The organism is Vibrio sp. ER1A (assembly GCF_000733315.1).
Classification (GTDB): domain Bacteria; phylum Pseudomonadota; class Gammaproteobacteria; order Enterobacterales; family Vibrionaceae; genus Vibrio; species Vibrio mediterranei.
Genome location: NZ_JPJA01000086.1, coordinates 1,119,833 through 1,144,599 on the forward strand (window position 1 = coordinate 1,119,833; position 24,767 = coordinate 1,144,599).

Consider the following 24,767-nt stretch of genomic DNA (forward strand, 5'->3'; position numbering starts at 1 on the left):
GTACTACATCACTAGTGCGCAAGTCTCATTTATGAGAACTCGATCACAAAGATGCACTATTACTTGCATAATAAAAAAATATTAAAAAGCAATGACTTATAGTAATTCGATATATCACTTGTCGCTTAATTAGATAAAAATAGTTAACGTTTAGAAAATTTCTGTTACAAAACCGTATCTTAACGCAATGACCTAATCCTTTGATCATGTATTTATTACTGGATACCTTATTTCCACAGATATAGAATAAACACAGATTTTGTAAGAGGTATCGTTATGTCAAATACATATGAAGAGCCAACCGTATGCGATGCATGTGGTGTAGCTGGTGAAATGGGCTTTATCATCAAAGAAGGCGACGACGTCGCCGAGGTACAGCTATTCAGTGATTCAAAAGCACAGTTAGAAGTTGAACTTCAAAAATATGTTGAGCTTGCCCAAGCGGTCTGTAAGAACGTTGAGTTTGAAGTTTCACCACTTGAAGAAAGCTCAAAAGAGCTCACTGCTCGATTCAAGTTCGAAGTCAGTGCAGAAAAACTGATCTTCGAACTGAAAACACGTTCTCTAGCTAGGTAACTAGAGCTTACGTAACATCAAGCGAGCATTATTGCTCGCTTTTTAATTGCTTCCACTTAAGCTGACCATTCATTTCAAAGTCCTGCTCCGCTACACATTGCAATACTACCCCTTCGACATTAATCACCGATCCTAACGAATACGCTTTGTCGTTGTAATAACAGACTCGCTTACCGAGTTTGGAATCCGATAATAATACCGCAGCTCCAACATCTGCTCCTGGCGTGGTGATGGTTTTAGCCGACGAGGGCACGGCGAAAGCACACACTATCGCGGTCACAAGGCCCAGTGATTTCCATTGTTTTCTCTTAATTTCCATTGCAAACTACCTACGTCGCTCTGATTGTATGGTATCTCATTATTATGATTCGTTTTTTTGCTGCAATTACGGCAGCCTTTCTGTTCACCACCTTCTCTGTGGCACAAGATCTCGATCATTATAAGCTACTTAACCATCTTGATAATTATGGCAACCTTGACCTGAGAAATAAGCCGTATACAACACTTCCCGACGGTCTCATCGTAAAAGGCAACCTCAATATCGCCAAGACACCTATTAAAATGCTACCCAATAATCTTGAAATCAAAGGTAGCTTAGATGCCTCAGATAGTTTAGTGGAATTCATGCCAAGAGGAACCAAAATCACAGGATACGCTAACTTTCTCGGAAGCCAGCTAAAAGCTTGGCCAGCTGGTGTTATTCCCGGTGGCTACATCAACCTCACAGATACGCCCATAGCCAAATTACCAAATGGTATGTATGTCAAAGGCGACCTAAGTGTCATCCGCACTAAATTAACTGAGCTGCCTAATGGTTTGGTCGTTGAAGGCAACCTTTATCTGGGTGGTTCGCAAATAACCATCTTTCCTAAAAAGCTCACAGTCAAAGGAAATATCTATCTAGGCGGTAACACCATTACTCAATGGCCAGACGACTTAACCTTGGGTGGTGCCGTCGCTCGTTAATGTCTTAACTTAACCACTAATGTATAAAACCGGAACAGTGAAAAAATCTGTTCCGGTTTTTCAAATTCTACCAAGTGTAAGCTTTTACTACCGAAACGACAGAGGCTTTACACTATGACATTTTTCACTTTCGTTGCTAATTACTTTCAAGCCACCTATAAATATGAGGACAATAATAGCTTACTTGGAAAGCTGTTTTACGTCTCTCCAGCAGAGCGTGCCGAGCGACTTAATGAGCTGTTTGGTACTGATGCATTTTGGGGGATATCCACATACTCAGAGCGACATAAAGACTCCATCACAGAAAAACCGGAACAACGAGATTAAATAATCAATGGCAGCAGACAGGCGTAAACTTGAGCTCTACGAAAACCTTTTTAAGCAATTAGGTCCGGGAGACCATCGTATTACTATCGGAACAATTGCGGAGTATTTTCAATGCAGCGAGCGACACGCGCGAACGCTACTTAATCAAATGGAAACCAAGCAATGGCTGTCCTGGACTCCTCTTCGTGGCAGAGGAATGAAGGGCAAACTCGTCTGCCTACAAGAACCTATTGAAGCCTGCTACAAAGAGGTAGAACAAGCGACCGTAGAAGGCAACTACGATATGGCGCATAAGCTGATTGGCTTCAACAATCGCAATGTCGCTAGTGGCCTCAAGCAGTACCTAACGCACGCGACAACAGCCAGCGAAGATACCATTTTTGCTCCCTTTCATCGCAAGCTCAGTTGGCTGCACCCTCATCACACTATGGAGCGTACTGAACGTCACCTCATTCACGAGGTGTTTCAGACCCTAGTAAATTTCAGAGGAACTGAGTTAAGTGGTAACCTCGCCCACGCCTGGGAAAGCGATGATGAGAAGACTAGCTGGGTCTTTTATCTGCGTAGCGGCGTCGTCTTTCACGATCAGTCTCCAGTCACCAGCAATGAAGTAGTAGAGAGCCTAAAAGCTCTAACTCTCTCACCTTACTGGCGTGCGCTGTACGATCATATCGCCGACATTACTAGTCATGCTGCTAACCAAATCCAGATAACACTTAAGCACCCTGACCCTCATCTACCTAAGCTGCTGAGTAGAGCCGAGGCATCCATTATGCCTAAGCAATTTATCTACCGTGCAGAGAGTCATTTCAAACCGATAGGCTCAGGTCCCTTTATGGTGGACGTGAGTTCTGAGAAGCTGCTTCGCTTGAAACGCAATCCGAACTTTTGTGGTCAGTCGGCTCTGGTCGAACATATCGAACTTTGGATTCACAAGGAGTGGGCGGAAGATAAGAAATGCGCTGAAAATTTCTTCTTCCTTAGCGATGAGCAAGTCCAATACACAGCGTCAACCTCTGATATTGGCTACTTTTTCCTGCTCATCAATAACAGAGCTCTACAGAATTCGTCATTTCAGCACAGCTTGGAGAGGTTATTTAAAGATCAACTAGACTCACCGATCCCCTGCGATAGGCATGTCGACTTTTGTTTTGAAAACAACAACGAAAACCGTTGGTTTTCGCGCAAACTCGTAAGTGCACTCAAGCAACAAAACGTTACCGCTACCGGTACTCAAGTCGTCTATGGTCATCCAGTACCTAAACAAGACCTAGCCATTGGTGGCATTCGCTTAGAGGGAGATAGAACCACTAGCCTAATAGCTTTTTTTAAGCTCTACCCATATTGGCAAGCAAACCTAACTTGGAAACAACAAGACCATTTGAAGCACACCTTGTCGGCCGCTCGCTCGGAGGCGGATACATCAAAGCAAAAGCAGATTCTCGACGCGTTACTTACCTGGCTACACAAAAACCATGTACTGACGATTATTAAGTCTGAAGATCTTTGTTTGAGTATCCCTTCTCGTATTCGAGGCGTGGAAATCAACTCTATTGGGTGGTGCGACTTTTCCAAGCTATGGATCAAACAGAGAATAATACGTTCTCACTAGGTCAATACTCGCTACTACTCCAAAATAGTGAGATATCAGAAGTAGTGAGATATCGCTAAATAACGGGTTCGGATATGTTCTATCAACAGCCTCACTTTGTTTGGCGGTTGTCGAGTAAAAGGGTAAACGGCATAGATTCCCAAACGCTTACCCACTTGGTCAGGAAAAATATCCACCAGCTGACCATTACGTATGTCATGGTATACCAAGCAGCGTGGGACATACGCGATACCATGCCCACCTAATGCCGCCTTTCGCAGTGCAGTGGCATTATCAGTAGAAAATGAGCCTGAAACGCGCACGATATAGTTACCTTTATTTGCCTTAAACTCCCACTCTGAAGCTCCGGTGGTTTGATAAGCGTATTGCAAACAATTGTGCTGCGTAAGATCTTCAGGCTTGAGAGGTTTGCTGTTTTTCGCAATGTAGGAAGGAGAAGCACAAACTACCCACTGAGAATCCAAGATATGACGCGCTATCAGGCTTGAGTCCTCTAGATATCCTGTACGAATAACAAGATCAAACCCTCCATCCACCAAGTCTACAAATCGATTATCTAACGACATATCAACGGTGAGACCGGGGTGCATGTTACAAAATTCGGCCACAGCATCGGCTAAGATCAAATCACCGGAGATAGACGGCACGGACATTTTGATGTGACCACTAATATTCTCACCATACCCTGAAACTGATTCCATAGCCTCTTGGGTGGCTTGCTTCACATTTTTCGCACCATGAACAAGTGCTTTACCAGCCTCTGTGAGCGTTAATTTACGCGTTGTTCGATATAATAATTGGACACCCAATTCTTCTTCTAAACGCGCAATTCTTTTACTAACTACTGAATTTGTAAGGTTATTTTGCTCTGCCACTCGGCTAAAAGCACCTGTTTCTACCACCTGGTAGAACAGAATTAAGTCATCTGCTCGCATCACATTATGCCAATTTTGGAAATAATCATTTTCATTATTTCTCTATATCAACAAAAAATAAAGGGATAAATTCACCCCACCTTAACAACCCTATTACAAAAATAATAAAGACAACTTCGCCCATTCACATAGTTGGAGTGGATGAGCTAAGACAAAAGGAAGTAACCCATGTCTGAAACTCTATTAGCCCTCGTGGCATTTTCGCCTATCGTTGTCGCGGCCATCTTACTGGTCGGTCTCAATTGGCCCGCAAAAAAAGCTATGCCTGTTGCATTTGGACTTACCGTAATTATTGCCCTATTTGCTTGGGATATGTCGGTCACTCGCGTTCTCGCGTCGGTATTTCAAGGCTTTGGAATTACCGTCTCAGTACTCTGGATAGTGTTTGGTGCAATTTTCTTGCTCAACACCCTCAAACATACAGGAGCCATCACCACAATTCGTAACGGTTTCACCGACATTTCCCCCGACCGTCGAGTGCAAGCTATCATCATCGCGTGGTGTTTTGGCTCCTTCATTGAGGGCGCATCTGGGTTTGGAACCCCTGCGGCAATTGCAGCACCGTTGCTTGTCGCCATTGGCTTCCCTGCGCTAGCTGCGGTATTAATGGGTATGATGATTCAATCTACACCCGTCTCTTTTGGCGCGGTAGGTACCCCTATCATAGTCGGTGTAAACAAAGGTCTAGATACCCACAATATCACCGAGTCTTTGGTTTCTCACGGCGCTTCATGGGACATGTATTTGCAGCAAATTACGGCTAACGTTGCCATTATTCATGCCTGTGTTGGAACCCTCATGCCAGTGCTCATGGCAATGATGTTAACCCGTTTCTTTGGTAAGAATCGCAGCTGGACAGAAGGTCTAGACATCCTGCCATTTGCACTATTTGCTGGTGTTGCGTTTACTATTCCATATGCGCTTACAGGCATTCTTCTCGGCCCTGAGTTCCCATCACTCATTGGTGGGCTTGTCGGCCTAGCCATCGTAGTCAGTGCGGCAAAAAAAGGCTTCCTAGTACCGAAATCAAAATGGGATTTTGAAAGCGAAGATAAATGGCCAACTGAGTGGCTAGGTTCATTGAAAATGGATCTTTCCGAATCAAACGGAAAGCCAATGTCAATGGCCGTCGCTTGGCTACCTTATGTGCTATTAGCCGTCATCTTGGTGGCGAGCCGAGTCAGCTCTGAGTTTAAAGGCTTCCTGACCAGTGTGAGTCTATCGTTCAGCAATATTCTCGGAGAGACTGGTATTAGCACCGCTATTCAACCTCTATATTTACCGGGCGGAATCCTAGTGTTCGTTGCCTTGTTGGCAGTCATTATTCAATCACGCAGTGCGAAACCACTGGCCGCCGCTTTTGGTGAATCGAGCAAAACGCTTATAGGAGCTGGCTTTGTTCTTGTATTTACCATCCCGATGGTTCGTATCTTCATTAACTCTGGGGTAAACGGTGCCGATCTAGCGAGCATGCCTGTGACCACGGCTAACTTAGCCTCTGCCATGGTTGGCGAAGCTTTCCCTGCGCTCAGTGCCACAATCGGTGCTTTAGGAGCATTCATTGCGGGCTCAAATACGGTGTCTAACATGATGTTCAGCCAGTTCCAGTTCGAAGTTGCACAGACTCTTACTATTTCAACCACTGCTGTGATTGCATTGCAAGCTGTAGGAGCAGCTGCCGGTAATATGATCGCTATTCATAACGTCGTCGCTGCCTCTGCCACCGTAGGACTACTGGGACGTGAAGGCCTAACGTTACGCAGGACGGTTATACCCACATTCTATTACTTAGTCGTTACCGGTCTCATTGGATTGGCTCTGGTTTACGGCTTCCATTTCACAGATGCCTTGATGAACTGATTTAGGTTCAATTAACCACGCACTTACCTCGTTTTTTGAGTGAAGTTGTGAATTATCTCAAGAAGGTAAGTGCGCTTATTTTTCAGAATGTTACATCTAGTCTATATAAGAATATAAACCCATAAAAATGGGTCTGGTGCTGGAGCAAAGCAATGCGAATCTATCCCTCAAAACCGAGCAAAGTTTATTTTTATGCCACTTGCCTCGTCGATGTATTTGACCCTGAAGCGGGTCTTGATGCGATGACATTGCTGAAGCAACAAGGTATCGATGTAGAGTTTGTTGAAAAACAAACGTGCTGCGGCCAGCCAGCCTATACCTCAGGTTATGAAAATGAAGCTAAGCAAGTCGCGCAAAGCCAAATGGACCTGTTATCAGAAGAGATTCCTGTGATCGTATTATCCGGTTCCTGTGGAGGAATGATGCACCATCATTATCGTCGATTATTCAAAGGCGATAAGAACCAAGCTCAAGTGGATAGCTTTTGTGACCGCGTCTTTGAACTCACTGAATTCTTGGTAAATGTTTGCCGTGTGAGGCTAGATGATAAAGGTCAACCAACGAGTGTTGTCATGCATACTTCTTGCGCTGCTAGGCGAGAAATGAACGTCCACGTTACCGCCACAGACTTGCTCAGCCAACTGTCCAATGTCGAACTGAGAATGCAAGATTACGAGAGTGATTGTTGCGGCTTTGGTGGCAGCTTTTCGGTCAGACATCCAAATATTTCCCAAGCGATGGTTGAAGACAAAACTCGACATATCGAAGCAACAGCATCAGATACTTTAGTCAGTGCTGACTGGGGTTGCTTACTCAATATTAACGGCGCTTTTGAATATCAAGGTAAGGCCATCAAAGGCCGCCATTTAGCCTCATTCTTGCTAGAACGAACCCAAGGAGAATCATAATGAGCCAGACTCCTGAACAGTTTCACGCCCTAGCAAAAGATGCTTTAGCCGATAAGCAGCTTAGAGCTAATTTTCGTGGCGCAATGGACTACCTGCGCGATAAACGTAAAACAGCTTTCTCTGATTTGGATGAAGAGAAGCAGACCCGCGACCTGGCCGAAGCCATTCGTCAGCGCTGTCTTAGTAAGTTGCCGGAGCTGCTCGAACAACTGGAATTCAACTGTTATCGAAACGGTATCCAAGTCCATTGGGCAGAAAATCCAGAGCAAGCTAATGCGATTATCGCCTCTATTGCTTCCGAGCATAACGCCAAAAGCATCATCAAAGGTAAGTCTATGGTCAGTGAAGAGATTGAGATGAACCATGAGATGGCAAAACTGGGTATCGAATGTCTTGAAAGCGACATGGGCGAGTACATAGTGCAACTTGATGGTGACAAACCATCGCACATCATCATGCCGGCTATCCATAAAAATAAGCAAGAAGTCAGCGACACATTCGAAGCAAATCTTGAGGGGTTTAGTCCTACCACCGACGTTGATAGCTTGATTCAGACCGGACGTACTCGCTTGAGACAAAAGTTCTTTGAAGCCGACATCGGCTTATCGGGCGTGAACTTTGCCGTAGCTGAAACGGGAACGCTGTGTTTGGTAGAAAATGAAGGCAATGGCAGGATGTCTACCACAGTACCTAACGTCCACATCGCGATTACCGGTATCGAAAAAGTCGTTGAATACCTCGCAGACGTGCCGCCTTTGTATAGCGCGTTGACTCGTTCTGCCACTGGGCAGGCAATTACGACCTACTTCAATATGATCAGCTCTCCTCGTAAAGCAGGAGAGAAAGACGGACCTCAGGAAGTCCACTTAATTTTGCTCGACAACGGCCGTAGCCAAGCCTTCCAAGACGAAGAGCTACGCAAAACGTTGCAATGTATTCGCTGTGGAGCATGCATGAATCACTGCCCTGTTTATACCAAGATTGGTGGCCACGCCTATGGCACCGTTTATCCTGGCCCAATTGGCAAGATCATTTCTCCTCACCTATTGGGAATCGATAAAACTAAAGATCTCGTGACGGCTTCAAGTCTATGTGGCGCGTGTGGTGAAGTGTGTCCAGTACGCATCCCTATTCCAGAAATGCTATTACGCCTGCGTAAAGAAGCAAAGAACAAAGCGAGTAAAGATAACCTAGAACTCAACGGACAGAACGCAGCACACAGCAAAATGGAGTCTGCGGCGATGAAAGGGTTTGCTTTAGCCGCAAGTTCATCCCATCTCTACCATGCAGGGACATTTATGGCGACAAAACTGCAGAGCTTAATTCCAAATAAACTGGGAGCCTGGACACAATGTCGAACCAGTCCTAAACCGGCTAAGAAAACACTGCATCAAATTATGGTTGAGAAAAATAAGGCCGAGCCTAAGAAGTGACAGAGGAAATGAGCATGAATACAAGACTTGCGAAAGATAACATTCTTGGGCGCCTAAAACAGGCAAAGCGAACCCCCAAAACAGCCGAAGAGATGGCGTTTTTTCCTTGGGGTAGTCACCCAGATATTACGGCAGATGATAAAGCCCAACGCTTCTTTGACATGATGACAGCAAACCACGCCGATGTTCGAGTCACCACAAGAGCGGAATTAAGCCCTACTTTACAATCCGTTATGGAGCAATATCAATTTCAGAACATCGCAATTGGCACGGCTGGTGAATACATCAACGATTTTGAAGTCGCCACCAGCACACGAAACGTTACCACATTCAATAAAGAAATTGAGCAATGGAAATCTGAACTGTTTAACGATATTGATGTAGGTATCACACACACCCTTGGAGGTATCGCTGATACTGGTGCTTTGATACTTTGGCCTACAGAGCATGAGCCTAGAACACTATCGCTAGTGCCTCCGAGCCACATTGCTGTCGTTAAGAAATCAGCATTGTATGGTCATTTCTTGCAGGTGATGCAAGAGAACAACTGGAATCATTACATGCCGACAAACGCGCTATTAATATCTGGCCCTTCGAAAACTGCAGATATCCAACAAACGCTCGCCTATGGCGCACACGGACCAAGCCAGCTGATCGTGTTACTGCTGGAAGACGAATAAGAACAAAGGACACTGGAATGAGCCATGTAGACGCTAAGACACAACAAGAACTCAATAGCAAAGAACAACGCTACTCAGTAGTAAAACAGCAACTCGCCACCAAAATTGATAGCGAACGCATCATCACAGACGATGCACAACGTCTGGCTTATGGTACCGATGCCAGTTTCTATCGACTCATTCCTCAGATCGTTCTGAGACTCAAAGATCTCGAAGAGGTGGTGTTCGCTATCCAATGCTGCAAAGAACACAACGTCCCTTTCACGTTTCGTGCGGCAGGGACTAGCCTTTCAGGGCAAGCGGTATCTGACTCCGTATTGATTGCTCTTACTGACGACTGGCGCGGTCATACCATTATCAATGATGGCGCACAAATAAAACTGCAACCTGGTGTCATTGGCGCTGATGCGAATAAATATCTACTGCCTTTCCAACGAAAAATCGGGCCAGATCCAGCGTCGATCAATACGTGTAAAATCGGCGGAATTGCAGCTAATAATGCCAGCGGCATGTGTTGTGGTACGGCACAAAACTCATATCGTACTGTTGAAAGCATGAAATTAGTGTTCGCAGATGGCTCAATTTTGGATACGGGGAGTCAACAAAGTATTGAGAGTTTTAAACAGACCAACCCGAGTTTGATTGAAGGACTCAAAACATTAGCCGAAGAAACGCAAGCCAATAACGAACTGGCTAGTAAAATTGCCCACAAGTATCGATTAAAAAACACCACTGGATACGCTTTAAACGCACTCGTCGATTATTCTGATCCTATCGAAGTCCTTGAGCACCTTATGATTGGTTCAGAAGGTACATTAGGTTTCATTGCTGAAATTACTTACAACACTGTTGTAGAACATGAGTTCAAAGCCTCTACTTTGCTGGTCTTCTCTAACATTGAAGAAGCAAGCCAAGCTGTGACAACGCTATCGAGTACCCCAGTCGCTGCCGTGGAGATGATGGATGGTCGAGCGCTGCGCTCAGTAGCCGACAAACCGGGTATGCCAAGCTTTATTCAGCAACTCGACCTAGAAGCAACCGCTCTGCTTATCGAAGTCCACGCCTCAGACAAAACCACACTGGATGCTCACACTACGAAAGTGATGGCATCACTTTCGGATTACACCATTATTGAGTCGGTGCCATTTACCCTTGATCCGAGTACTGTCGCAACGCTCTGGGGTATTCGCAAAGGCATGTTCCCTGCAGTTGGTGCTGTGCGTGAAGTGGGTACCACCGTCATTATTGAGGACGTTGCATTCCCAGTAGAAAATTTGGCCGCAGGAGTTCGAGATCTACAGCAACTGTTTGACAAATATCAGTACGATGAAGCCATCATCTTTGGCCATGCGCTTGAAGGCAACTTGCACTTTGTCTTCACTCAGGGTTTCGATAGCCAATCAGAAATCGAGCGCTACGGTGGTTTTATGGATGATGTGGCTGATTTAGTCGCAGTAAAGTATCAAGGTTCATTAAAAGCCGAGCACGGTACAGGGCGAAACATGGCGCCTTACGTCGAGCTTGAATGGGGACAAGAAGGCTATGCCTTAATGCAGCGCATCAAGACCTTGTTCGATCCTCAAGGATTATTGAATCCGGGCGTAATCATCAATGACAACCCGCATTCGCACATCGAAAATCTCAAACCTATGCCCGCGGCCGACGATATTGTTGATCGTTGCATCGAGTGTGGCTTCTGTGAACCCGTATGCCCATCACGTACCCTCACCCTTTCTCCTAGACAACGTATTGTTCTATTCCGTGAGCTGCAACGTCGCCGAGCCAATGGCGAATCGACTCAAGCTAGTGAGCTAGAAAAAGTATTTGAGTACCAAGGCCTGGATACCTGTGCAGCAACTGGTTTATGTGCTGATCGCTGTCCTGTGGGTATCAATACAGGGGAGCTAGTGAAGAAACTACGTGCTCCTAAATATGAGAAGTTTCGACCCATTGCAAAATGGACAGCTGCTCACTTTAGTGCGACAACCACTATCGCTAGATTTGGCCTTAAAAGCGGTCACGTCGCCTCTAATCTCCTTGGGGCGCAGCGAGTCGCGAACATCGCCAAAGGAATGCGCTCAATCACTAAAGACGCCACACCTGCATGGCTCGCCGAGACACCAAACGGAAGTAACTTCGATCTTGAAAAAGCGCTCGATGACAAGCCTGCTTCAAATTCAACATTAAAGAAAGTCGTATATCTCCCATCGTGCGCAAGTCGCAATATGCAAACTCAACCCGCAGCAAAGGATCAACGCTCGCTAGAGGAAGTAACGCTGTCACTTATATCAAAGGCTGGATTTGAATTGGTTACGCCTAAAAAGCTGAGTGACCAATGTTGTGGTATGCCCTACGACAGTAAAGGCATGGTGGATATAGCAAAACAAAAGAGTCTTCAACTTGAAGACGCGTTATGGGAAGCCAGCGAAAACGGTACATACCCTATTCTCATGGACACCAGTCCATGCGCAAAACGCAGTATTGAGCAATTCACCAAACCTATGACTATTGTTGAGCCAGTCAAGTTTACCCACGATTATTTGTTAGATACTTTGGCATTGGCACCGTTAGACGAAACTGTGATGCTTCATGTTACCTGCAGTTCTAGACGTATGGGTTTAGAGCAATCAATGTTAAATCTCGCTAAGGCTTGTGCCAGCGATGTGGTGTTACCCGAACACATTCAATGCTGTGGCTGGGCAGGAGACAAAGGGTTTACCACTCCAGAGCTTAATGAAGCAGCGGTTGCTCCGCTTAAGCAGCAAGTTCCAAGTGGATGCACACGAGGCTTTAGCAACAGTATTACTTGTGAAATTGGCCTGTCTCATCACAGCGGTATTCCTTATCAATCCATCCTCTATTTGGTGGATGAAGTTGCCCAAACTAAATAGCAAAACGCCCCTCACTAATGAGGGGCGTTTTTTAAATTATATTCCACTACGCATAGCGCATGTCCAAAGACGTCAAAGTGCATGAGCACACCTTGTTTCGCCCGGACTCTTTAGCTTCATAAAGCGCTTTATCTGCTCGCCCAACCAATGAGTCCCAAGATTCATCATCAACTAGCTGAGCAACACCAAAACTGCAACTAATGGAAAAATCTTCACCCTTGATGCTTCCGTACTGTTCCACTCGACTGCGCAACTGTTCAGCTAATGCACGCGCTTGATGCAAATCCATATCGTAAAGCACCACCATAATTTCATCCCCACCAAAACGAAACGTTGTATTGCTGCCGTTTAATGAATCTTGAATAATGTCTGACACTTTGCGAATCACTTTGTCCCCAGCGATATGCCCGTATCTGTCATTGATCATCTTGAAGAAATCAATATCAAGCATAATGACACTCACGTTGGTTCCCTGAGCAAGCTGCTTTGGTAAGTCTTCTTCAATGTAAACTTCAAGAGCTCGCCTATTACCAAGCTGAGTTAAGGGGTCAAAATAAGAAAGCGCGTTAATAGCACTCACTTGTCTACCGTTGATCATCCACAGCATACTGAAGCTAATAGAAACGATGAGAAAAATACTAAGTAAGAAAGCCATCGAGTGTACAAACCCAGCGTCCATAAACTGAGCGATCGCCTCCCCCGAAATGGCGTAGTAACTTCGATAAACCATGAAGCTGCCATACAGCACAAACGTCAACACCATGGTTCTTACTGCGAGAGGTAAGTCTTGTTGCTTTCCTACTGACATAACCCTCGCCGACACTAAAGTAACCAAAGCTAAATAGCTCGTTATAGCCACAATTCGGTTCTCAATTGACGCTTGGTAATAGGTAAAATAAACAAAAGACAAAAACACCAAGGGAATCATCGTCATACACCAATACGAGTATTGCAGCTTAGCTTGTCTAAACTCACATAGACTGTGCAGTATCATTTGAAATGCACAGGCAATCAGCATGTTAGCCGTAATGACTGTCAGAAACTCTGGCAAAAGACCACGAAAGCTTATCAAAAGCGGTCCCGTCCCCATCACCAACAAAGCCAATGAAAACATGGTCAAACCCGCAACCTTTTGCTGTGAACGCTGATAGAGCAGGAGCCCGATACAGTAGACACAACTAAAAAGTATAATGATAAAATTAAGCGTTCTCATATCGAGAGAAAACGCATCCATAACCACCGCCCGAATTACCGTCCCTTATCAATCAACATCAATTCATTCACCAAACAAATTGAATATACTCAGGGATACTAGAATAAATAGTCCAGTTTTGTCTGCGACTGGTAAGAAATGAGACCCACCTCACTAATAAATATGTCATTAGATTGATCGAATTATTGCTTCGACTTTTGATACGGCATCCACTTTCTGGCGAAATTGCAGAATCCTTTCACTATTCGCACGCAGTATTTACTTGGCTTGCACATTATTGACAACCGTTTTAGGCATCTCAGGTTGAATAGGCGGCAATTAAATGAAGAGGGAACATACCTTCTCGGCATTGCAGGGGTTAAACAAATAATGAATTTTACGCAACAGGATACCGAAGCGCTTTATCGGGTCTGGATGTCTCAAAAGGCAAAGATGCACATCACGCAAATGGAAGTGGCTAAACGTTTGAATTTGAGTCAACTTGAACTATCCAACCGCCTTAATGGAAATGTGCCACTAGATACCACTTTTATAGAGCGATTTTGTAAACTTCTACACATTGATCCAACTTACCACCTGCCATCGCTTCGCGGCTCAGTCGAGACTGCGTCTAGCTCTGATCGCCTTTTCAATACTCGCCTTACCGTAGATGGCGACATTACCAACATTCGTGTCGATGGAAATCAAGTAACGATAGAGTACCGTATCTAATTGTTATTTAAATGTTTCCAACGCACTAATGTCCAGCCGTCTTCTGGCTGGAACAAGCACCGAAGGGGATCACTCCCCTTCAACCTGCTTAGTTAGAAACCTGACTCTGCATTATGGCTCACTAAGCAGCGCAACACATTCGTTATATTTGGGTCGAGGAGTTTTCTTTTTCTTCACTACCACTTTCTCGGGCTTCGAAGCTTTTTTCGCGGGAATATACGGTTTCCACGAAGCGAGTTCTGCACCACAGCCATCTCCAGGTGGAGGCGCATTTTGCGCTACGCATTGCTCATCCCCTTCCGGACAATGCAACCTTACATGAAAATGATAATAGTGTCCCCACCATGGCCGCACCTTTCGCAGCCAGTCTCGTTCTTTCCATGATACTTCACACAACTGCTTTTTAATCAGTGGGTGAACGAAAATCCTCGCGACACGATCGTCAACCGCCGCAACCTGAATCAATAGTGAGTGATTACTGGTCCATTTATCCTTTTTGAAACGATACTTGTCGATGTCGACCACCGGATAGGGTTCTGGGTCTTGCAATTCTTGCTTTGAAAGTGGCTCATTGGGTAGTCGCAACCAGATATCGGCGTCCAGCCCAGTTTGATGACTGGCATGTCCTGATGTGAATCGCCCCCCTCGTGGCATGGCAATATCCCCCACCAGAAGTTGCCCCATGCCCAGCCGATCGACCTTGCTAGCTAGATCGGTTAGATAGTGGATCATATCTTGATGCCCGTAATAACGGTTACGCTGAGCACGAATGACCTGATATCCAGTGCCATCTAGAGAGAGCTCTTCTCCCCCAGCTAAACATCCGTTGGCGTAGCTGCCAATTGATGAGGAAGCGCCTTTACTAGGGACCGTAATTTCATCCCAAGAACGGTCAAGCGCATAACTGCTGATTGGTATTAGTAACGACAGCAACAGTCCATATTTCATCATCATGTTCCCCTACATTCCATGTGAAACTAGAACAGACCACTAAAAGCATAGTGTGAACCCGATACGATTGCCTGCTCATATTCGAGAATCGAGTAAATTAGAGAAAAGACTTGGCTCGTGATCTCAATCCGAGTAGTGGAGCGAATTTGATATACAGAAGTTGAAATGTTTCACAAATGTAAAGAAAAACAGCGTTATTGTGCTAGTTATTATTGAAGCCAAAAGAGTAACGCGCTAAAAATAAGGAACTCAATTACCCTAATGACAATTGAGTAACTGTATAAGTCGTCATTCCTTTTTTGAGGCTGCCACCTTTTTCGGGAGTGACGACTTTGCTTTTCCTACCGATTAATCCCTTTAACTAAAACGTGCCACATAATCAGCAACTCTGCTGCGATACTCTCGCTTCGTTGACTCATCAATAAAACTTGCGTCAATGGCGTTAATTGTCAATTGCGCCAGTTCTTGGTGGGTCATATCGTGCGCTTCACTTACCGCTTTGAAATTGTCTGTCATATAACCACCAAAATAAGCTGGGTCGTCTGAGTTAATAGTAACCGCGACACCTTTGCGAAGTAGGCTCACAATATTGTGCTGCGACATATCATCAAATACACACAGCTTGATATTTGATAGTGGGCAGACGGTTAACGGCATTTTCGTCTCAATAAGACGCGCAACGAGTTCGTCACTTTCCACACAGCGAACACCATGGTCAACCCGGCTTACGCCTAATAGTTCTATAGCATCAACGATGTTCTGAGCTGGCCCCTCTTCTCCAGCATGAGCAACCGTCAAAAAGCCATGTTCTTTAGCCATTTTAAACACACGCGCGAACTTCTCTGGTGGATGGCCTTGCTCAGACGAGTCTAACCCCACCCCTACAATCAGCTCTTTGTGTGGCAAAGCTTGTTTGAGTGTCTTGATGGCAGAGTCTTCAGAAAGATGTCTTAAAAAGCACATAATGATTTGTGAGGTAATACCCAGCGTCGTTTCACCGTCTTGCAGTGCACGGTGAATACCTTTAATCACAGTCTCAAAGGCTATCCCTCTCTCTGTATGTGTTTGAGGGTCAAAGAAGATCTCGGTATGAATAACATTATCTACTTTACAGCGCTCCAAATAGGACCATGTTAAGTCGTAAAAATCTTGCTCGGTAATAAGAGCATTCGCACCTTGATAATAGATATCAAGAAACGACTGCAAATCTTCAAAGTCGTAGGCGGTTCGCAGCGCCTCAGGTGATGAGTAAGGGAGTGAAATGCCGTTTCTTTGTGCCAGTTTAAATAGAAGCTCTGGCTCTAATGACCCTTCGATATGGAGGTGCAACTCTACTTTGGGAAGATCTTGAATAAATGCGTTCATATTCCACCTATTATGATTGTTGTGGGTGCACTTACTCTAAGTATAGGAATAGTTTGAGGTAATTTTCGAACGCCAATACAAAGAGCAAGACACTAATGTGATCTTGACTCTTCGTAATCAGCACTTTGCGGGAGCTGGTAGAGACCCCCAAACCATATCATTGGGGTTATACGAAGCAAACGATTGGTATTGTACACGACCGTCACTTACGTTCAATAGTCGCGACGGACAAACAAAAACGGTGTCACATTGGACACCGTTTTTCATCAACTTGCTACCAATGAGCTTAGTCTTCAAAGCTGCCTGTTGTCGCGAGTTCTTTGAACCACAAACCGTGTTTTTTCGGAATTCGATCACCTGTTTCCAAATCCAAACGATAGAAGCCATATCGACGCTTAAACGAGTTCAACCAAGACCAGTTATCAATGAATGTCCACTGATGAACACCAAAGCAGTTTGAACCTTCTTGGATCGCTCTGTGCAGCTGAACTAAGTGCTCTTTCATCAACCCTGTGCGGAATGAATCGTCAATCAGTCCATCCTCCCCCGGTTCCCCTTCAGACTCAACGTCCATAGCAATACCGATTTCAGCTAAATACCACGGGATATTACCGTAGTTTTCCTGAACATTTTTAGCAATATCATAAACGGCGGTTGGTAAGATCTCGTTATTATCACGATAGGGATTAAATCGGCCTTCTGGATTCACATAGTTTTCAAAATAAGCCTCTGGCGTAAAGTAATCCAAGTCATAGAGCGCTTCACGTGCTTTCACGCGACGTGGAACGTAGTAGTTCACTCCTAAGAACTCAACTTTTGCTGTCGTGATCTGTTCTATCTCTTCTGGCGTCGTTTCCGGTGTTACGCCCTGTTCCGCCAGAACTTCACAAAGCTCTTTAGGAATCTCATTTTTAACCATAGGGTCAAGGAAACTGCGGTTAAACAGCAAATCAGCATACCAAGCCGCTTTTTTGTCTTCTTCACTGTCGTTGCGTGTGTAGGACGGCGTTAGGTTAAGCACGATTCCAATCTTTGAGTTCTCAAGCTCCAGCGCATTGAAACGATGAACGGCTTTAGCATGAGCAAGAATGATATTAAACGCGACTTGCACCGCCAACTTGCCATCCTTCTTACATGGATAATGGAAGTCATACAGATAGCCGCCTTCTACCGGAACAATAGGCTCATTAAACGTGATCCAGTACTTCACTTTATGGCCGAACAGTTTGAACGCTGTCTCAGCATAATCTGCAAACATATCGACCACTTTTTTCGACTCAAAACCACCAAATTTCTCTTGCAGTTCCGCAGGCATATCAAAGTGATATAGGTTCATCATTGGCTCGATGCCATTCGCGATCATTTCATCTATGTAGTTGTTATAAAATGCCACTGCGTCCTGACACACTTCGCCCGTTTCATAATCTTTGATCAATCGAGACCACTGAATAGAAGTTCGGAACGAGTTAAAGCCAACTTTCTTCATGTTCTGAACATCTTCTTGGTATCTATGGTACGTGTCCGTCACCGTCTCTGAACTAATTCCACGGTAAAAACGCTCTGGGCTCTTTTGATGCCAAAGATCCCAAATAGAGTCGTTTGCTTTATTGGTAGAGCCTTCTGTCTGAATGCCAGACGCAGCCGCGCCCCACATGAAATTCTGTGGAAAAGTGTACGTAGTCATATTACTAACCTTGTGTATTCAAAAAATGTTTCAGTGCCCCAATCAAATTGGCGTCGTTGCCAAATTGGGTCAGTTTTGGATTTGGGCGGACTTTTGCTATAGGGTGTTGCGCCAAGATGGCATCCAGCTTTTGATTAAGCTTGTCGATCAAACCCGAACTGCGACTGATAGCGCCGCCTAAAAGGATGTATTGCGGGTCTACTGAGTATTGAACATTGATAAGTACGGTTGCCAAGTCAAAGTACCACTGCTCAACGGCAGCGATAACTGCCTCATCACCTTGTTCATATAGCTCAAAAACTTTAAGGCCATCTAACTCATTTGATGATATTTCTCTAGCGCGAGCGGTTTGTTCAATGATGCCTCGCGTTGAGGCCAAATCAGAGTATGTTAATGGTTTCCCTTGCTCAAAACGCAAGATGCTATAGCCGAATTCTCCACCATGAAGATGATGTCCTTTTAGGATATGACCAGATTTGACAATGGCACCACCGACACCAGAGCCTAGTACCAATAAACAAAAGTCGTTTGACTCACTGGCTGCGCCTAACCAATCTTCTGCTAGTGCAGCGCAGCAACCATCATTCTCAAGCTCTGTCGGTAGCCCAAAGCGTTCTTGGTATAGCGACTTAACATCAAAACCATGGATGTAATCAAGTGCACTTGAGCCTTCGATCACGCCAGTTTCAACGTTCACAGCACCACAAGTGCTGACAGCTATACCTGCTATCGCGTAATCTTGTTTCAGCTGTTGCAACTTCGGAGCTAAAGAGTCCAGCCAAACGTCATAAGACGCCACTCGACTTGGCAAAGAGAAGCGTTCGAAAATCTTTGCTTCTTGATTCATCACCGCACACTTTACCGATGTGCCTCCAAAGTCTAAGACCAGATAATAGCGTTCTGTCATCAACGAATTCTTCCTATCAAAGCATTACAGCGAATGTAAAAAAGCAGCGCCACGAACACCGGAAGAGTCTCCATGAACACTCTTCACTACCTTGGTTTTTATCGATTTAGTAAATGTATACTGAGCTAGCTTATCTTGGACAAGAGGATAGATTTCATCGACATTAGACATTCCGCCACCTAGCACTATGACCTCAGGATCAACAAAATTCACCACGTTAGCGAGTGTCCTTGCTAACTGGTCACAGTAGAGCTCCAAGTGCGCAATGGCTCTGCTATCACCCGATGCATGTAACGCCATGATTTGCTTTGAATCTGCTGACGAATACTTTTCTGAGAAAGTGCGACCAAACCCAGTACCGGAAACAAACGACTCAGCGCAGTTCATCGAACCGCAATAACATTTAACCGGTTGACCATCAACTTCTGGACTGTAATTAGGCAGTGGATTGTGGCCGATTTCGCCACCTAATCGATTTAACCCAGTGACAATGCCATTATTGATAATAACGCCTGAACCGCAGCCAGTACCTATGATTACAGCAACACAAGAGTGCTTGGCCTCCTTGGCTGCCCCATCCTTAAACTCCGATAGCGCCAAACAATCAGCGTCATTAGCAATGGCAACTGGTACATCGATTTGTCTTTGGATGTCACCGATAAAGTCATGGCCATTTAGCACAGTGACATTCGCGCCTTGCATTAGCCCGTCATTACCGACTGAGCCACAACATCCAATACCAATAGACTCAATTTCGCCCTTCTCTGATACTTTGTTAATTACCGACATTACGGACGCGAGAAAGCCTTCATACGAACCCGTCTCTGTCGGTTCACGATGCTTCACAATGGTTTGATAACTAGCAGAATCGAGTGCAACACCTTCAATTTTAGTGCCGCCAATATCCAGTCCTACAATCATGATGGATTCTCTCTAAAGTAGATTGCGCCGAGTTAAACCCAGCGATTTACTTTACTTAATCAAATTTCATTGCGGATCTAAAGCACGTGTCTGTTAAAACCTCGGCGTCGTCACAAAAACTATATACTTTTTATTTTTAAAACTATATAGATATTCATAAGGTATACTCATTCGAAGTTATTGAACGTCTCTTTCATGTTTTCCCCCTCTAGATTGTTTCATTACCCGCCTATAGTAGATATCAACAAAGGAGGTCAGCGATGACACTGGTTAGAACAATTGAACAAGTCATTCCATCTCATGCCACATCAGATGGTGATGGTGTAAAAATTCGCCGAGTACACGGCTTCGATAATGCGGCATTTTCACCGTTTTTAATGATCGATGAACTTAAGTCCGATGACAAAAAAGACTATGTGGGCGGCTTCCCACCCCACCCACATCGAGGTATCGAGACGCTAACCTACATGATGAAAGGTCACTTTCAACATAAAGATCACATGGGCAACGTAGGCGAATTACGCTCAGGCGGAGCGCAATGGATGGCAGCAGGTCGCGGTGTTATCCATAGTGAAATGCCAATAATGGAGGAAGGTGATCTGCACGGATTTCAAATTTGGATCAATCAGCCGGCCAAAAACAAGATGACACCGGCGCAATACCATGATTTTCAACCAGAGACCATTACTGAATATGAACAACAAGGAAGTGGCTTAATTCGTCTACTCTCCGGTGAAATCAGGGTAAATGGCTCCCAACTCGCTGGGCCACTGACAAAAACTGGAGTCCCTGCAACAGTAGCTGACTGGCGCAGCAATCGAGGAGATTCGGTCAGACTAAACGTCCCTTCAGAACACAATATGATGCTTTACGTTTACAAAGGAGCGGTGAGTGTTGCGGATAAAAGTTTGAAAGAAGGCGAACTTGCACTAGTTTCAAAAGGAGAAGCAATGGAGATGACAGCAAGTTCTGAGTCCGGGGTATTAGTCTTTGTTGGTGAGCCAATAAATGAACCCGTCGTTCACTACGGACCTTTTGTCATGAATAGCATGCAAGAGATTCAGCAGGCGATTAATGATTATAACTCGGGCGTATTCGATACTTACTAACCAATCCGAGTTGAAGATTTAAATTTGACACCCCAATCCACTGCCTGTGTGTCACGCATCGACGAGATCGTCGATGCGTTCTTTTTTTGACGCATTTTAATATCGAGCCAGAAGCAGCGATACTGGTGCTTTACATTGTAAATCTCTATAGATATTCACACAGGTATGCAGTCGCTTGTTCCACTTTAAGATCAAAGCTCGAGTCACCAGCCACATTAAAATGTTCACCAGACGAGTATGTCTTCCATTCTTCTTCTCCAGCAAGGCGCACTGTTAACGCGCCTTTCACTACCGTCATTTTTTCAGGGGCAGCCGTCCCAAACGTGTATTCACCTGCAGCCATCACACCAACACTGCTGTCGCCATCCGTTTGGGTAAAACCCAGTGATTTCACAGAGCCTTCGAAATAAGTGTTTTCTTTAATCATTTTTTGACTTCCTTGTTAGTTAATCATCGTAAAAGCATGGTTTTACCTCACAAATTGCCGTAAAACAAGAGAATGATCAATTGCTAAGATCAATTGGTATAAACGAGTAACATGATTTAACAAGGTTCTGATATGTCGGACAAAGCAACTCGAGTACCCACTCATCGCATAAGTCGATTCAGTAAGTTGGCGTCTTTGGCCACACGTGTGACAGGAGCAATGGTGACGGAAGGTGCTAAACAATTAGCCCAAGGTAAGCGCCCTGTCGCAAAGGATTTATTGCTTACCCCAAGCAATGTTAAGCGAGTGGCCGACCAATTAGCGCATTTGCGAGGAGCGGCGATGAAAGTAGGACAACTCATGTCTATGGATGCAGGTGATCTCATTAGCCCTGAGCTTGCAGAAATTCTTGCTCGCTTACGTTCCGATGCTTCTCCTATGCCCGCCAAACAACTCGCAGCTGTGCTAACTCAAGAGCTAGGGAGCGACTGGAAACACAATTTTGTTGAATTTAATTTTAAACCCATAGCCAGTGCCTCCATAGGCCAAGTTCATCAAGCTCACTCTGATGATGGCACTAAACTGGCTATCAAGGTCCAATATCCAGGCATTAAAAAAAGCATCGATAGTGATGTCGACAACGTAGGCACTCTACTCAATGTCGTTGGATTGATCCCGAAAGGCGTCGATTATCGTGGCTTACTTGAAGAAGCAAAAAAGCAGCTGCATGCTGAAGCAGACTATCTTCTGGAAGCTGAGCTTCTAGAACGCTATCGAGACTATTTAGGTGACAATCCAGATTTTATCTTACCCGCAGTGCAAAGAAACCTCACCACTGATAATGTACTGGCTATGACTCATGTATCAGGTGTGCCCATCGAGTCTCTTATCAATGCAGACCAAAACACGCGTGACCGAGCCATGCGGCTACTGTTGCAATTGCTGTTCAGAGAGATATTTGAATTTAAGTTGGTCCAAACTGACCCAAACTTTGCCAACTTTATGTTTAATTCGGAGCAACAAAAAATCGTGTTACTCGATTTTGGTGCTACTCGAAGCTATGGCGACAATATTAGCAATGGATATCGCCATGCATTCAGTGCGATTTTAGACGCTGATACCCCTCGACTGGACGCTGCGTTGCAGCAGATTGGTTTCTTCAATCAAGACATTCTTCCAGAGCAGAAAAGTGCCATCTTTGACCTCGTCATCTTAGCTTGTGAACCGTTAATGGCATTTGGCCTCTATGACTTTGGTTCTAGTAATTTAGCGCAGCGCTTGAGTCAAGCTGGTACGGTACTTAGCATGGAAAAAGACTATTGGCACACGCCGCCTGCTGACGCTTTATTTTTGCACCGTAAAATTGGTGGGCTCTATCTGTTAGCCGCCAGATTGAAAGCAAGGGTGGACGTGCAAAGCTTGTTTTCGCCTTACATTCTCAAGTAGTTTTAAAGAGCCAACTCACAAACAACAATGTGTTACAAACGATCGATACATTTGTAAAACGGCGCGTTTTATTCTTAAGTAATCGTCACAATTGCCGATACCATTTGAAAGCCCACAAGGAAGTGCTTGAATGACAAAATTAGGCAGGACATCCAGCAACAATGACTCGTTAGTATTAATTGTCATTTTGGTGATTTCGATGATGCTGGCATCTGCTTTGGGGTATGCTTTCTACACTAGCCATCAAAATCATATCTCGCCTAGCCGCGTGTATGGTAATTGGATAGAAATCGGAGCTCCCAAACAAAACACCGAAATTTTGACCTTTACGGATTATGGAGCTTTGCGTAACCACAGATCGATCGCAACTTCTTTCGAATTTGATGGTCGAGTCGTCAAGTTGAAAACAGGCAGTGGACTTTGGGTTTATGAACGAGTGGGCACACCTAGGTCACCGCAGTTACGCAGAATCACCCCTGCTCTACCCCCTCAACGATTCATTTTTGAAGGCTATGAACACACCGTCCCGATGGACGGCTATAACCCAGGGCAAAATCGACGTTCGGCGCTTAGGGAGCATTTCTCAACTAAATAGCACTTGGGCAGCAGGATCGGTGAAACTTTTTCTCCTAAACGCTCTAAGCCTGTGAAAAACAATGCCTTTGCATTACATTATGACAGAACCCTGAATTACAACGCTTGATAATTTACTATGATAGCGCCCTTTATAATCGACCCAGCCTATAATATGAAGTTAACGTCCATAAAAGAATCTAAGATCGCAGGCATGCTCTGTCTTGCAGCATTTGCTTCCCTAACATTCATCATTTCGCTGGTGTTTTTTCCGAGTCACCTCACTTCCATTGTTACAAAGGCAATTGGAGCGCTGATGCAAAACCTTACCTATTCTGCTGGGCATCAAGGTTTTCTGATTTCATTAGCTATCCTTGTTGGACTTAGTGCATGGCTTCGTCGTCACACAACTAACAATCTACATCTATTGATTCAGCTAGGATTGCTGCTTGTTCTTAGTTTTGGAGCAAAAACCTTCCTTAAAGAGTTTACCCAAAGCCCGCGACCTTACACAGAAACACTGACTGAGCTTCATGTCATCGACTCACCACAGAGTTTCTACAACCTCACCGTTGATGAGAAAAATGACAGGATTCATCAAGTGGATGAACAGGTTAGTGAATGGCGTACTAAGCACTGGATTGGAGAGACTGACTATTCGTTTCCATCAGGCCACACGATTTTCGTTTCTGTATGCGTGCTGTTTTTTGGTGGGCTTTTTGCAAGCCAAGGCCGTTATGCACTCGCTTCACTGGTCATAGTATGGGGTGTTGGCGTTGCAGCAAGCCGTTTGTGGTTAGGCATGCATAGACCTGTCGACCTATTTGCTTCGATGTTATTTGGGCTTGTCCTCTATATCATCATACCTTCTCACTACCCCATACTGGACAAGGTGCTGTTCAAGGTCAAAAATCGCTAGAGACTGCTATAAATTTCCATTATTATCGAAATACTGATTTTGGAGAGAGTTGTATGCAAATAGAAGTCGCTGCGAAAGCCCTAAAAGAACTTGGCCACGTTACTCGTTTGGCGATATACAGACAGGTTGTGAGGGCTGGACACAAAGGGACGCCTGTCGGTGAGATTCAAGACCGATTGAATATCCCAGGGTCTACGTTGTCACACCATATCTCAAGCCTAGCTTCGGCGAACCTTATTCAACAACGCAGAGAAGGAAGAACGCTCTATTGCGTTGCCAACTATGAACACTTAGAAGGTGTGATTAGTTTCTTACAAGATGAATGTTGTATCGACGAATCTTGCTAAAACCCA

General features: G+C 44.8%; 24 protein-coding genes and 1 riboswitch. Of the genes, 15 read left to right on the forward strand and 9 right to left on the reverse strand.

Going from position 1 to position 24,767, the window contains the following annotated elements; translation table 11 throughout:
- The first annotated feature begins 276 nt into the window (after window positions 1-276).
- The gene (locus tag HW45_RS12080) at window positions 277-576 is read left to right on the forward strand and encodes a YfcZ/YiiS family protein (RefSeq protein WP_006074643.1); all 300 of its coding nucleotides are present in this window, start codon (window positions 277-279) and stop codon (window positions 574-576) included.
- A gap of 28 nt (window positions 577-604) precedes the next feature.
- On the opposite strand, the gene HW45_RS12085 is transcribed toward HW45_RS12080, so the two are convergent.
- Window positions 605-895, reverse strand: a complete 291-nt coding sequence (locus tag HW45_RS12085) for a YnjH family protein (RefSeq protein WP_038227154.1) — start codon at window positions 893-895, stop codon at window positions 605-607.
- A gap of 44 nt (window positions 896-939) precedes the next feature.
- On the opposite strand from HW45_RS12085, the gene HW45_RS12090 reads away from it, so the two are divergent.
- The 3 genes from HW45_RS12090 to HW45_RS12100 all read left to right on the forward strand — a co-directional run bounded on the left by HW45_RS12090 (window position 940) and on the right by HW45_RS12100 (window position 3,481).
- Entirely contained in the window at window positions 940-1,542 is a 603-nt protein-coding gene (locus HW45_RS12090; protein ID WP_038227155.1) for a hypothetical protein, read from the forward strand.
- Between the two features lie 114 nt (window positions 1,543-1,656).
- Window positions 1,657-1,869, forward strand: a complete 213-nt coding sequence (locus HW45_RS12095) for a hypothetical protein (RefSeq protein WP_038227156.1) — start codon at window positions 1,657-1,659, stop codon at window positions 1,867-1,869.
- A gap of 7 nt (window positions 1,870-1,876) precedes the next feature.
- The gene (locus HW45_RS12100) at window positions 1,877-3,481 is read left to right on the forward strand and encodes an SgrR family transcriptional regulator (protein WP_038227157.1); all 1,605 of its coding nucleotides are present in this window, start codon (window positions 1,877-1,879) and stop codon (window positions 3,479-3,481) included.
- Window positions 3,482-3,516: 35 nt separating this feature from the next.
- Here HW45_RS12100 and HW45_RS12105 read toward each other — a convergent pair whose 3' ends face one another.
- Entirely contained in the window at window positions 3,517-4,416 is a 900-nt protein-coding gene (locus HW45_RS12105; protein WP_006074638.1) for a LysR family transcriptional regulator, read from the reverse strand.
- 168 nt (window positions 4,417-4,584) lie between these two features.
- Here HW45_RS12105 and HW45_RS12110 point away from each other — a divergent pair, with 168 nt between their 5' ends.
- The 5 genes from HW45_RS12110 to HW45_RS12130 all read left to right on the forward strand — a co-directional run bounded on the left by HW45_RS12110 (window position 4,585) and on the right by HW45_RS12130 (window position 12,188).
- On the forward strand, window positions 4,585-6,276 hold the full coding sequence (locus HW45_RS12110; protein WP_038227158.1) for an L-lactate permease: 1,692 nt from the start codon (window positions 4,585-4,587) through the stop codon (window positions 6,274-6,276).
- 152 nt (window positions 6,277-6,428) lie between these two features.
- Complete coding sequence (locus tag HW45_RS12115) at window positions 6,429-7,184, forward strand: (Fe-S)-binding protein (RefSeq protein ID WP_038227159.1); 756 nt, start codon at window positions 6,429-6,431, stop codon at window positions 7,182-7,184.
- A complete protein-coding gene (locus HW45_RS12120; RefSeq protein WP_038227160.1) occupies window positions 7,184-8,617 on the forward strand; it encodes a LutB/LldF family L-lactate oxidation iron-sulfur protein in 1,434 nt (477 codons plus the stop codon). Before HW45_RS12115 ends, HW45_RS12120 begins: the two co-directional genes overlap by 1 nt.
- A gap of 14 nt (window positions 8,618-8,631) precedes the next feature.
- Entirely contained in the window at window positions 8,632-9,297 is a 666-nt protein-coding gene (locus tag HW45_RS12125) for a LutC/YkgG family protein (protein ID WP_038227161.1), read from the forward strand.
- A gap of 17 nt (window positions 9,298-9,314) precedes the next feature.
- Window positions 9,315-12,188: an FAD-binding and (Fe-S)-binding domain-containing protein gene (locus HW45_RS12130; RefSeq protein ID WP_038227162.1), complete on the forward strand. Its 2,874-nt coding sequence runs from the start codon at window positions 9,315-9,317 to the stop codon at window positions 12,186-12,188.
- Window positions 12,189-12,234: 46 nt separating this feature from the next.
- Here HW45_RS12130 and HW45_RS12135 read toward each other — a convergent pair whose 3' ends face one another.
- Complete coding sequence (locus tag HW45_RS12135) at window positions 12,235-13,302, reverse strand: GGDEF domain-containing protein (protein ID WP_231892960.1); 1,068 nt, start codon at window positions 13,300-13,302, stop codon at window positions 12,235-12,237.
- 468 nt (window positions 13,303-13,770) lie between these two features.
- Here HW45_RS12135 and HW45_RS12140 point away from each other — a divergent pair, with 468 nt between their 5' ends.
- On the forward strand, window positions 13,771-14,112 hold the full coding sequence (locus HW45_RS12140) for a helix-turn-helix domain-containing protein (RefSeq protein ID WP_038227163.1): 342 nt from the start codon (window positions 13,771-13,773) through the stop codon (window positions 14,110-14,112).
- Window positions 14,113-14,223: 111 nt separating this feature from the next.
- Here HW45_RS12140 and mepA read toward each other — a convergent pair whose 3' ends face one another.
- From mepA to HW45_RS12165, 5 genes are all read right to left on the reverse strand, one after another.
- On the reverse strand, window positions 14,224-15,060 hold the full coding sequence (gene mepA / locus HW45_RS12145; protein ID WP_038227764.1) for a penicillin-insensitive murein endopeptidase: 837 nt from the start codon (window positions 15,058-15,060) through the stop codon (window positions 14,224-14,226).
- A gap of 360 nt (window positions 15,061-15,420) precedes the next feature.
- Window positions 15,421-16,428: an adenosine deaminase gene (locus tag HW45_RS12150; RefSeq protein ID WP_038227164.1), complete on the reverse strand. Its 1,008-nt coding sequence runs from the start codon at window positions 16,426-16,428 to the stop codon at window positions 15,421-15,423.
- A 94-nt stretch (window positions 16,429-16,522) separates the two neighbouring features.
- Window positions 16,523-16,622: riboswitch (purine riboswitch) on the reverse strand.
- Window positions 16,623-16,714: 92 nt separating this feature from the next.
- Entirely contained in the window at window positions 16,715-18,112 is a 1,398-nt protein-coding gene (locus tag HW45_RS12155) for a glycoside hydrolase family 1 protein (protein ID WP_038227165.1), read from the reverse strand.
- Between the two features lie 4 nt (window positions 18,113-18,116).
- Window positions 18,117-19,019: an ROK family protein gene (locus HW45_RS12160; RefSeq protein WP_038227166.1), complete on the reverse strand. Its 903-nt coding sequence runs from the start codon at window positions 19,017-19,019 to the stop codon at window positions 18,117-18,119.
- Window positions 19,020-19,043: 24 nt separating this feature from the next.
- Window positions 19,044-19,940, reverse strand: a complete 897-nt coding sequence (locus HW45_RS12165) for an ROK family protein (RefSeq protein ID WP_038227167.1) — start codon at window positions 19,938-19,940, stop codon at window positions 19,044-19,046.
- Window positions 19,941-20,200: 260 nt separating this feature from the next.
- On the opposite strand from HW45_RS12165, the gene HW45_RS12170 reads away from it, so the two are divergent.
- Window positions 20,201-21,049 carry a pirin family protein gene (locus HW45_RS12170; protein ID WP_038227168.1) on the forward strand — a complete coding sequence of 283 codons (849 nt, stop codon included), beginning with the start codon at window positions 20,201-20,203 and terminating at the stop codon, window positions 21,047-21,049.
- 145 nt (window positions 21,050-21,194) lie between these two features.
- Here HW45_RS12170 and ppnP read toward each other — a convergent pair whose 3' ends face one another.
- Window positions 21,195-21,476 (reverse strand): pyrimidine/purine nucleoside phosphorylase, encoded by a 282-nt coding sequence (gene ppnP, locus HW45_RS12175; protein WP_038227169.1) that lies wholly within the window; start codon window positions 21,474-21,476, stop codon window positions 21,195-21,197.
- Window positions 21,477-21,608: 132 nt separating this feature from the next.
- On the opposite strand from ppnP, the gene HW45_RS12180 reads away from it, so the two are divergent.
- The 4 genes from HW45_RS12180 to HW45_RS12195 all read left to right on the forward strand — a co-directional run bounded on the left by HW45_RS12180 (window position 21,609) and on the right by HW45_RS12195 (window position 24,761).
- Window positions 21,609-22,922, forward strand: coding sequence for an ABC1 kinase family protein (locus HW45_RS12180; RefSeq protein WP_038227170.1), 1,314 nt, complete (start codon window positions 21,609-21,611; stop codon window positions 22,920-22,922).
- Window positions 22,923-23,121: 199 nt separating this feature from the next.
- Window positions 23,122-23,517, forward strand: coding sequence for a DUF2850 domain-containing protein (locus tag HW45_RS12185; protein WP_051868128.1), 396 nt, complete (start codon window positions 23,122-23,124; stop codon window positions 23,515-23,517).
- 153 nt (window positions 23,518-23,670) lie between these two features.
- A complete protein-coding gene (locus tag HW45_RS12190) occupies window positions 23,671-24,414 on the forward strand; it encodes a phosphatase PAP2 family protein (protein WP_051868129.1) in 744 nt (247 codons plus the stop codon).
- A gap of 53 nt (window positions 24,415-24,467) precedes the next feature.
- A complete protein-coding gene (locus HW45_RS12195; RefSeq protein ID WP_006074618.1) occupies window positions 24,468-24,761 on the forward strand; it encodes an ArsR/SmtB family transcription factor in 294 nt (97 codons plus the stop codon).
- Window positions 24,762-24,767 lie beyond the last annotated feature (6 nt).

What these genes read in the sequence shown, in the direction of transcription:
- HW45_RS12080 (WP_006074643.1), top strand. Translation starts at nt 277, where the DNA reads ATGTCAAATACATATGAAGAGCCAACCGTATGCGATGCATGTGGTGTA.
- HW45_RS12085 (WP_038227154.1), bottom strand. Translation starts at nt 895, where the DNA reads ATGGAAATTAAGAGAAAACAATGGAAATCACTGGGCCTTGTGACCGCG.
- HW45_RS12090 (WP_038227155.1), top strand. Translation starts at nt 940, where the DNA reads ATGATTCGTTTTTTTGCTGCAATTACGGCAGCCTTTCTGTTCACCACC.
- HW45_RS12095 (WP_038227156.1), top strand. Translation starts at nt 1,657, where the DNA reads ATGACATTTTTCACTTTCGTTGCTAATTACTTTCAAGCCACCTATAAA.
- HW45_RS12100 (WP_038227157.1), top strand. Translation starts at nt 1,877, where the DNA reads ATGGCAGCAGACAGGCGTAAACTTGAGCTCTACGAAAACCTTTTTAAG.
- HW45_RS12105 (WP_006074638.1), bottom strand. Translation starts at nt 4,416, where the DNA reads ATGCGAGCAGATGACTTAATTCTGTTCTACCAGGTGGTAGAAACAGGT.
- HW45_RS12110 (WP_038227158.1), top strand. Translation starts at nt 4,585, where the DNA reads ATGTCTGAAACTCTATTAGCCCTCGTGGCATTTTCGCCTATCGTTGTC.
- HW45_RS12115 (WP_038227159.1), top strand. Translation starts at nt 6,429, where the DNA reads ATGCGAATCTATCCCTCAAAACCGAGCAAAGTTTATTTTTATGCCACT.
- HW45_RS12120 (WP_038227160.1), top strand. Translation starts at nt 7,184, where the DNA reads ATGAGCCAGACTCCTGAACAGTTTCACGCCCTAGCAAAAGATGCTTTA.
- HW45_RS12125 (WP_038227161.1), top strand. Translation starts at nt 8,632, where the DNA reads ATGAATACAAGACTTGCGAAAGATAACATTCTTGGGCGCCTAAAACAG.
- HW45_RS12130 (WP_038227162.1), top strand. Translation starts at nt 9,315, where the DNA reads ATGAGCCATGTAGACGCTAAGACACAACAAGAACTCAATAGCAAAGAA.
- HW45_RS12135 (WP_231892960.1), bottom strand. Translation starts at nt 13,302, where the DNA reads ATGTTTTCATTGGCTTTGTTGGTGATGGGGACGGGACCGCTTTTGATA.
- HW45_RS12140 (WP_038227163.1), top strand. Translation starts at nt 13,771, where the DNA reads ATGAATTTTACGCAACAGGATACCGAAGCGCTTTATCGGGTCTGGATG.
- mepA (WP_038227764.1), bottom strand. Translation starts at nt 15,060, where the DNA reads ATGAAATATGGACTGTTGCTGTCGTTACTAATACCAATCAGCAGTTAT.
- HW45_RS12150 (WP_038227164.1), bottom strand. Translation starts at nt 16,428, where the DNA reads ATGAACGCATTTATTCAAGATCTTCCCAAAGTAGAGTTGCACCTCCAT.
- HW45_RS12155 (WP_038227165.1), bottom strand. Translation starts at nt 18,112, where the DNA reads ATGACTACGTACACTTTTCCACAGAATTTCATGTGGGGCGCGGCTGCG.
- HW45_RS12160 (WP_038227166.1), bottom strand. Translation starts at nt 19,019, where the DNA reads ATGACAGAACGCTATTATCTGGTCTTAGACTTTGGAGGCACATCGGTA.
- HW45_RS12165 (WP_038227167.1), bottom strand. Translation starts at nt 19,940, where the DNA reads ATGATTGTAGGACTGGATATTGGCGGCACTAAAATTGAAGGTGTTGCA.
- HW45_RS12170 (WP_038227168.1), top strand. Translation starts at nt 20,201, where the DNA reads ATGACACTGGTTAGAACAATTGAACAAGTCATTCCATCTCATGCCACA.
- ppnP (WP_038227169.1), bottom strand. Translation starts at nt 21,476, where the DNA reads ATGATTAAAGAAAACACTTATTTCGAAGGCTCTGTGAAATCACTGGGT.
- HW45_RS12180 (WP_038227170.1), top strand. Translation starts at nt 21,609, where the DNA reads ATGTCGGACAAAGCAACTCGAGTACCCACTCATCGCATAAGTCGATTC.
- HW45_RS12185 (WP_051868128.1), top strand. Translation starts at nt 23,122, where the DNA reads ATGATGCTGGCATCTGCTTTGGGGTATGCTTTCTACACTAGCCATCAA.
- HW45_RS12190 (WP_051868129.1), top strand. Translation starts at nt 23,671, where the DNA reads ATGAAGTTAACGTCCATAAAAGAATCTAAGATCGCAGGCATGCTCTGT.
- HW45_RS12195 (WP_006074618.1), top strand. Translation starts at nt 24,468, where the DNA reads ATGCAAATAGAAGTCGCTGCGAAAGCCCTAAAAGAACTTGGCCACGTT.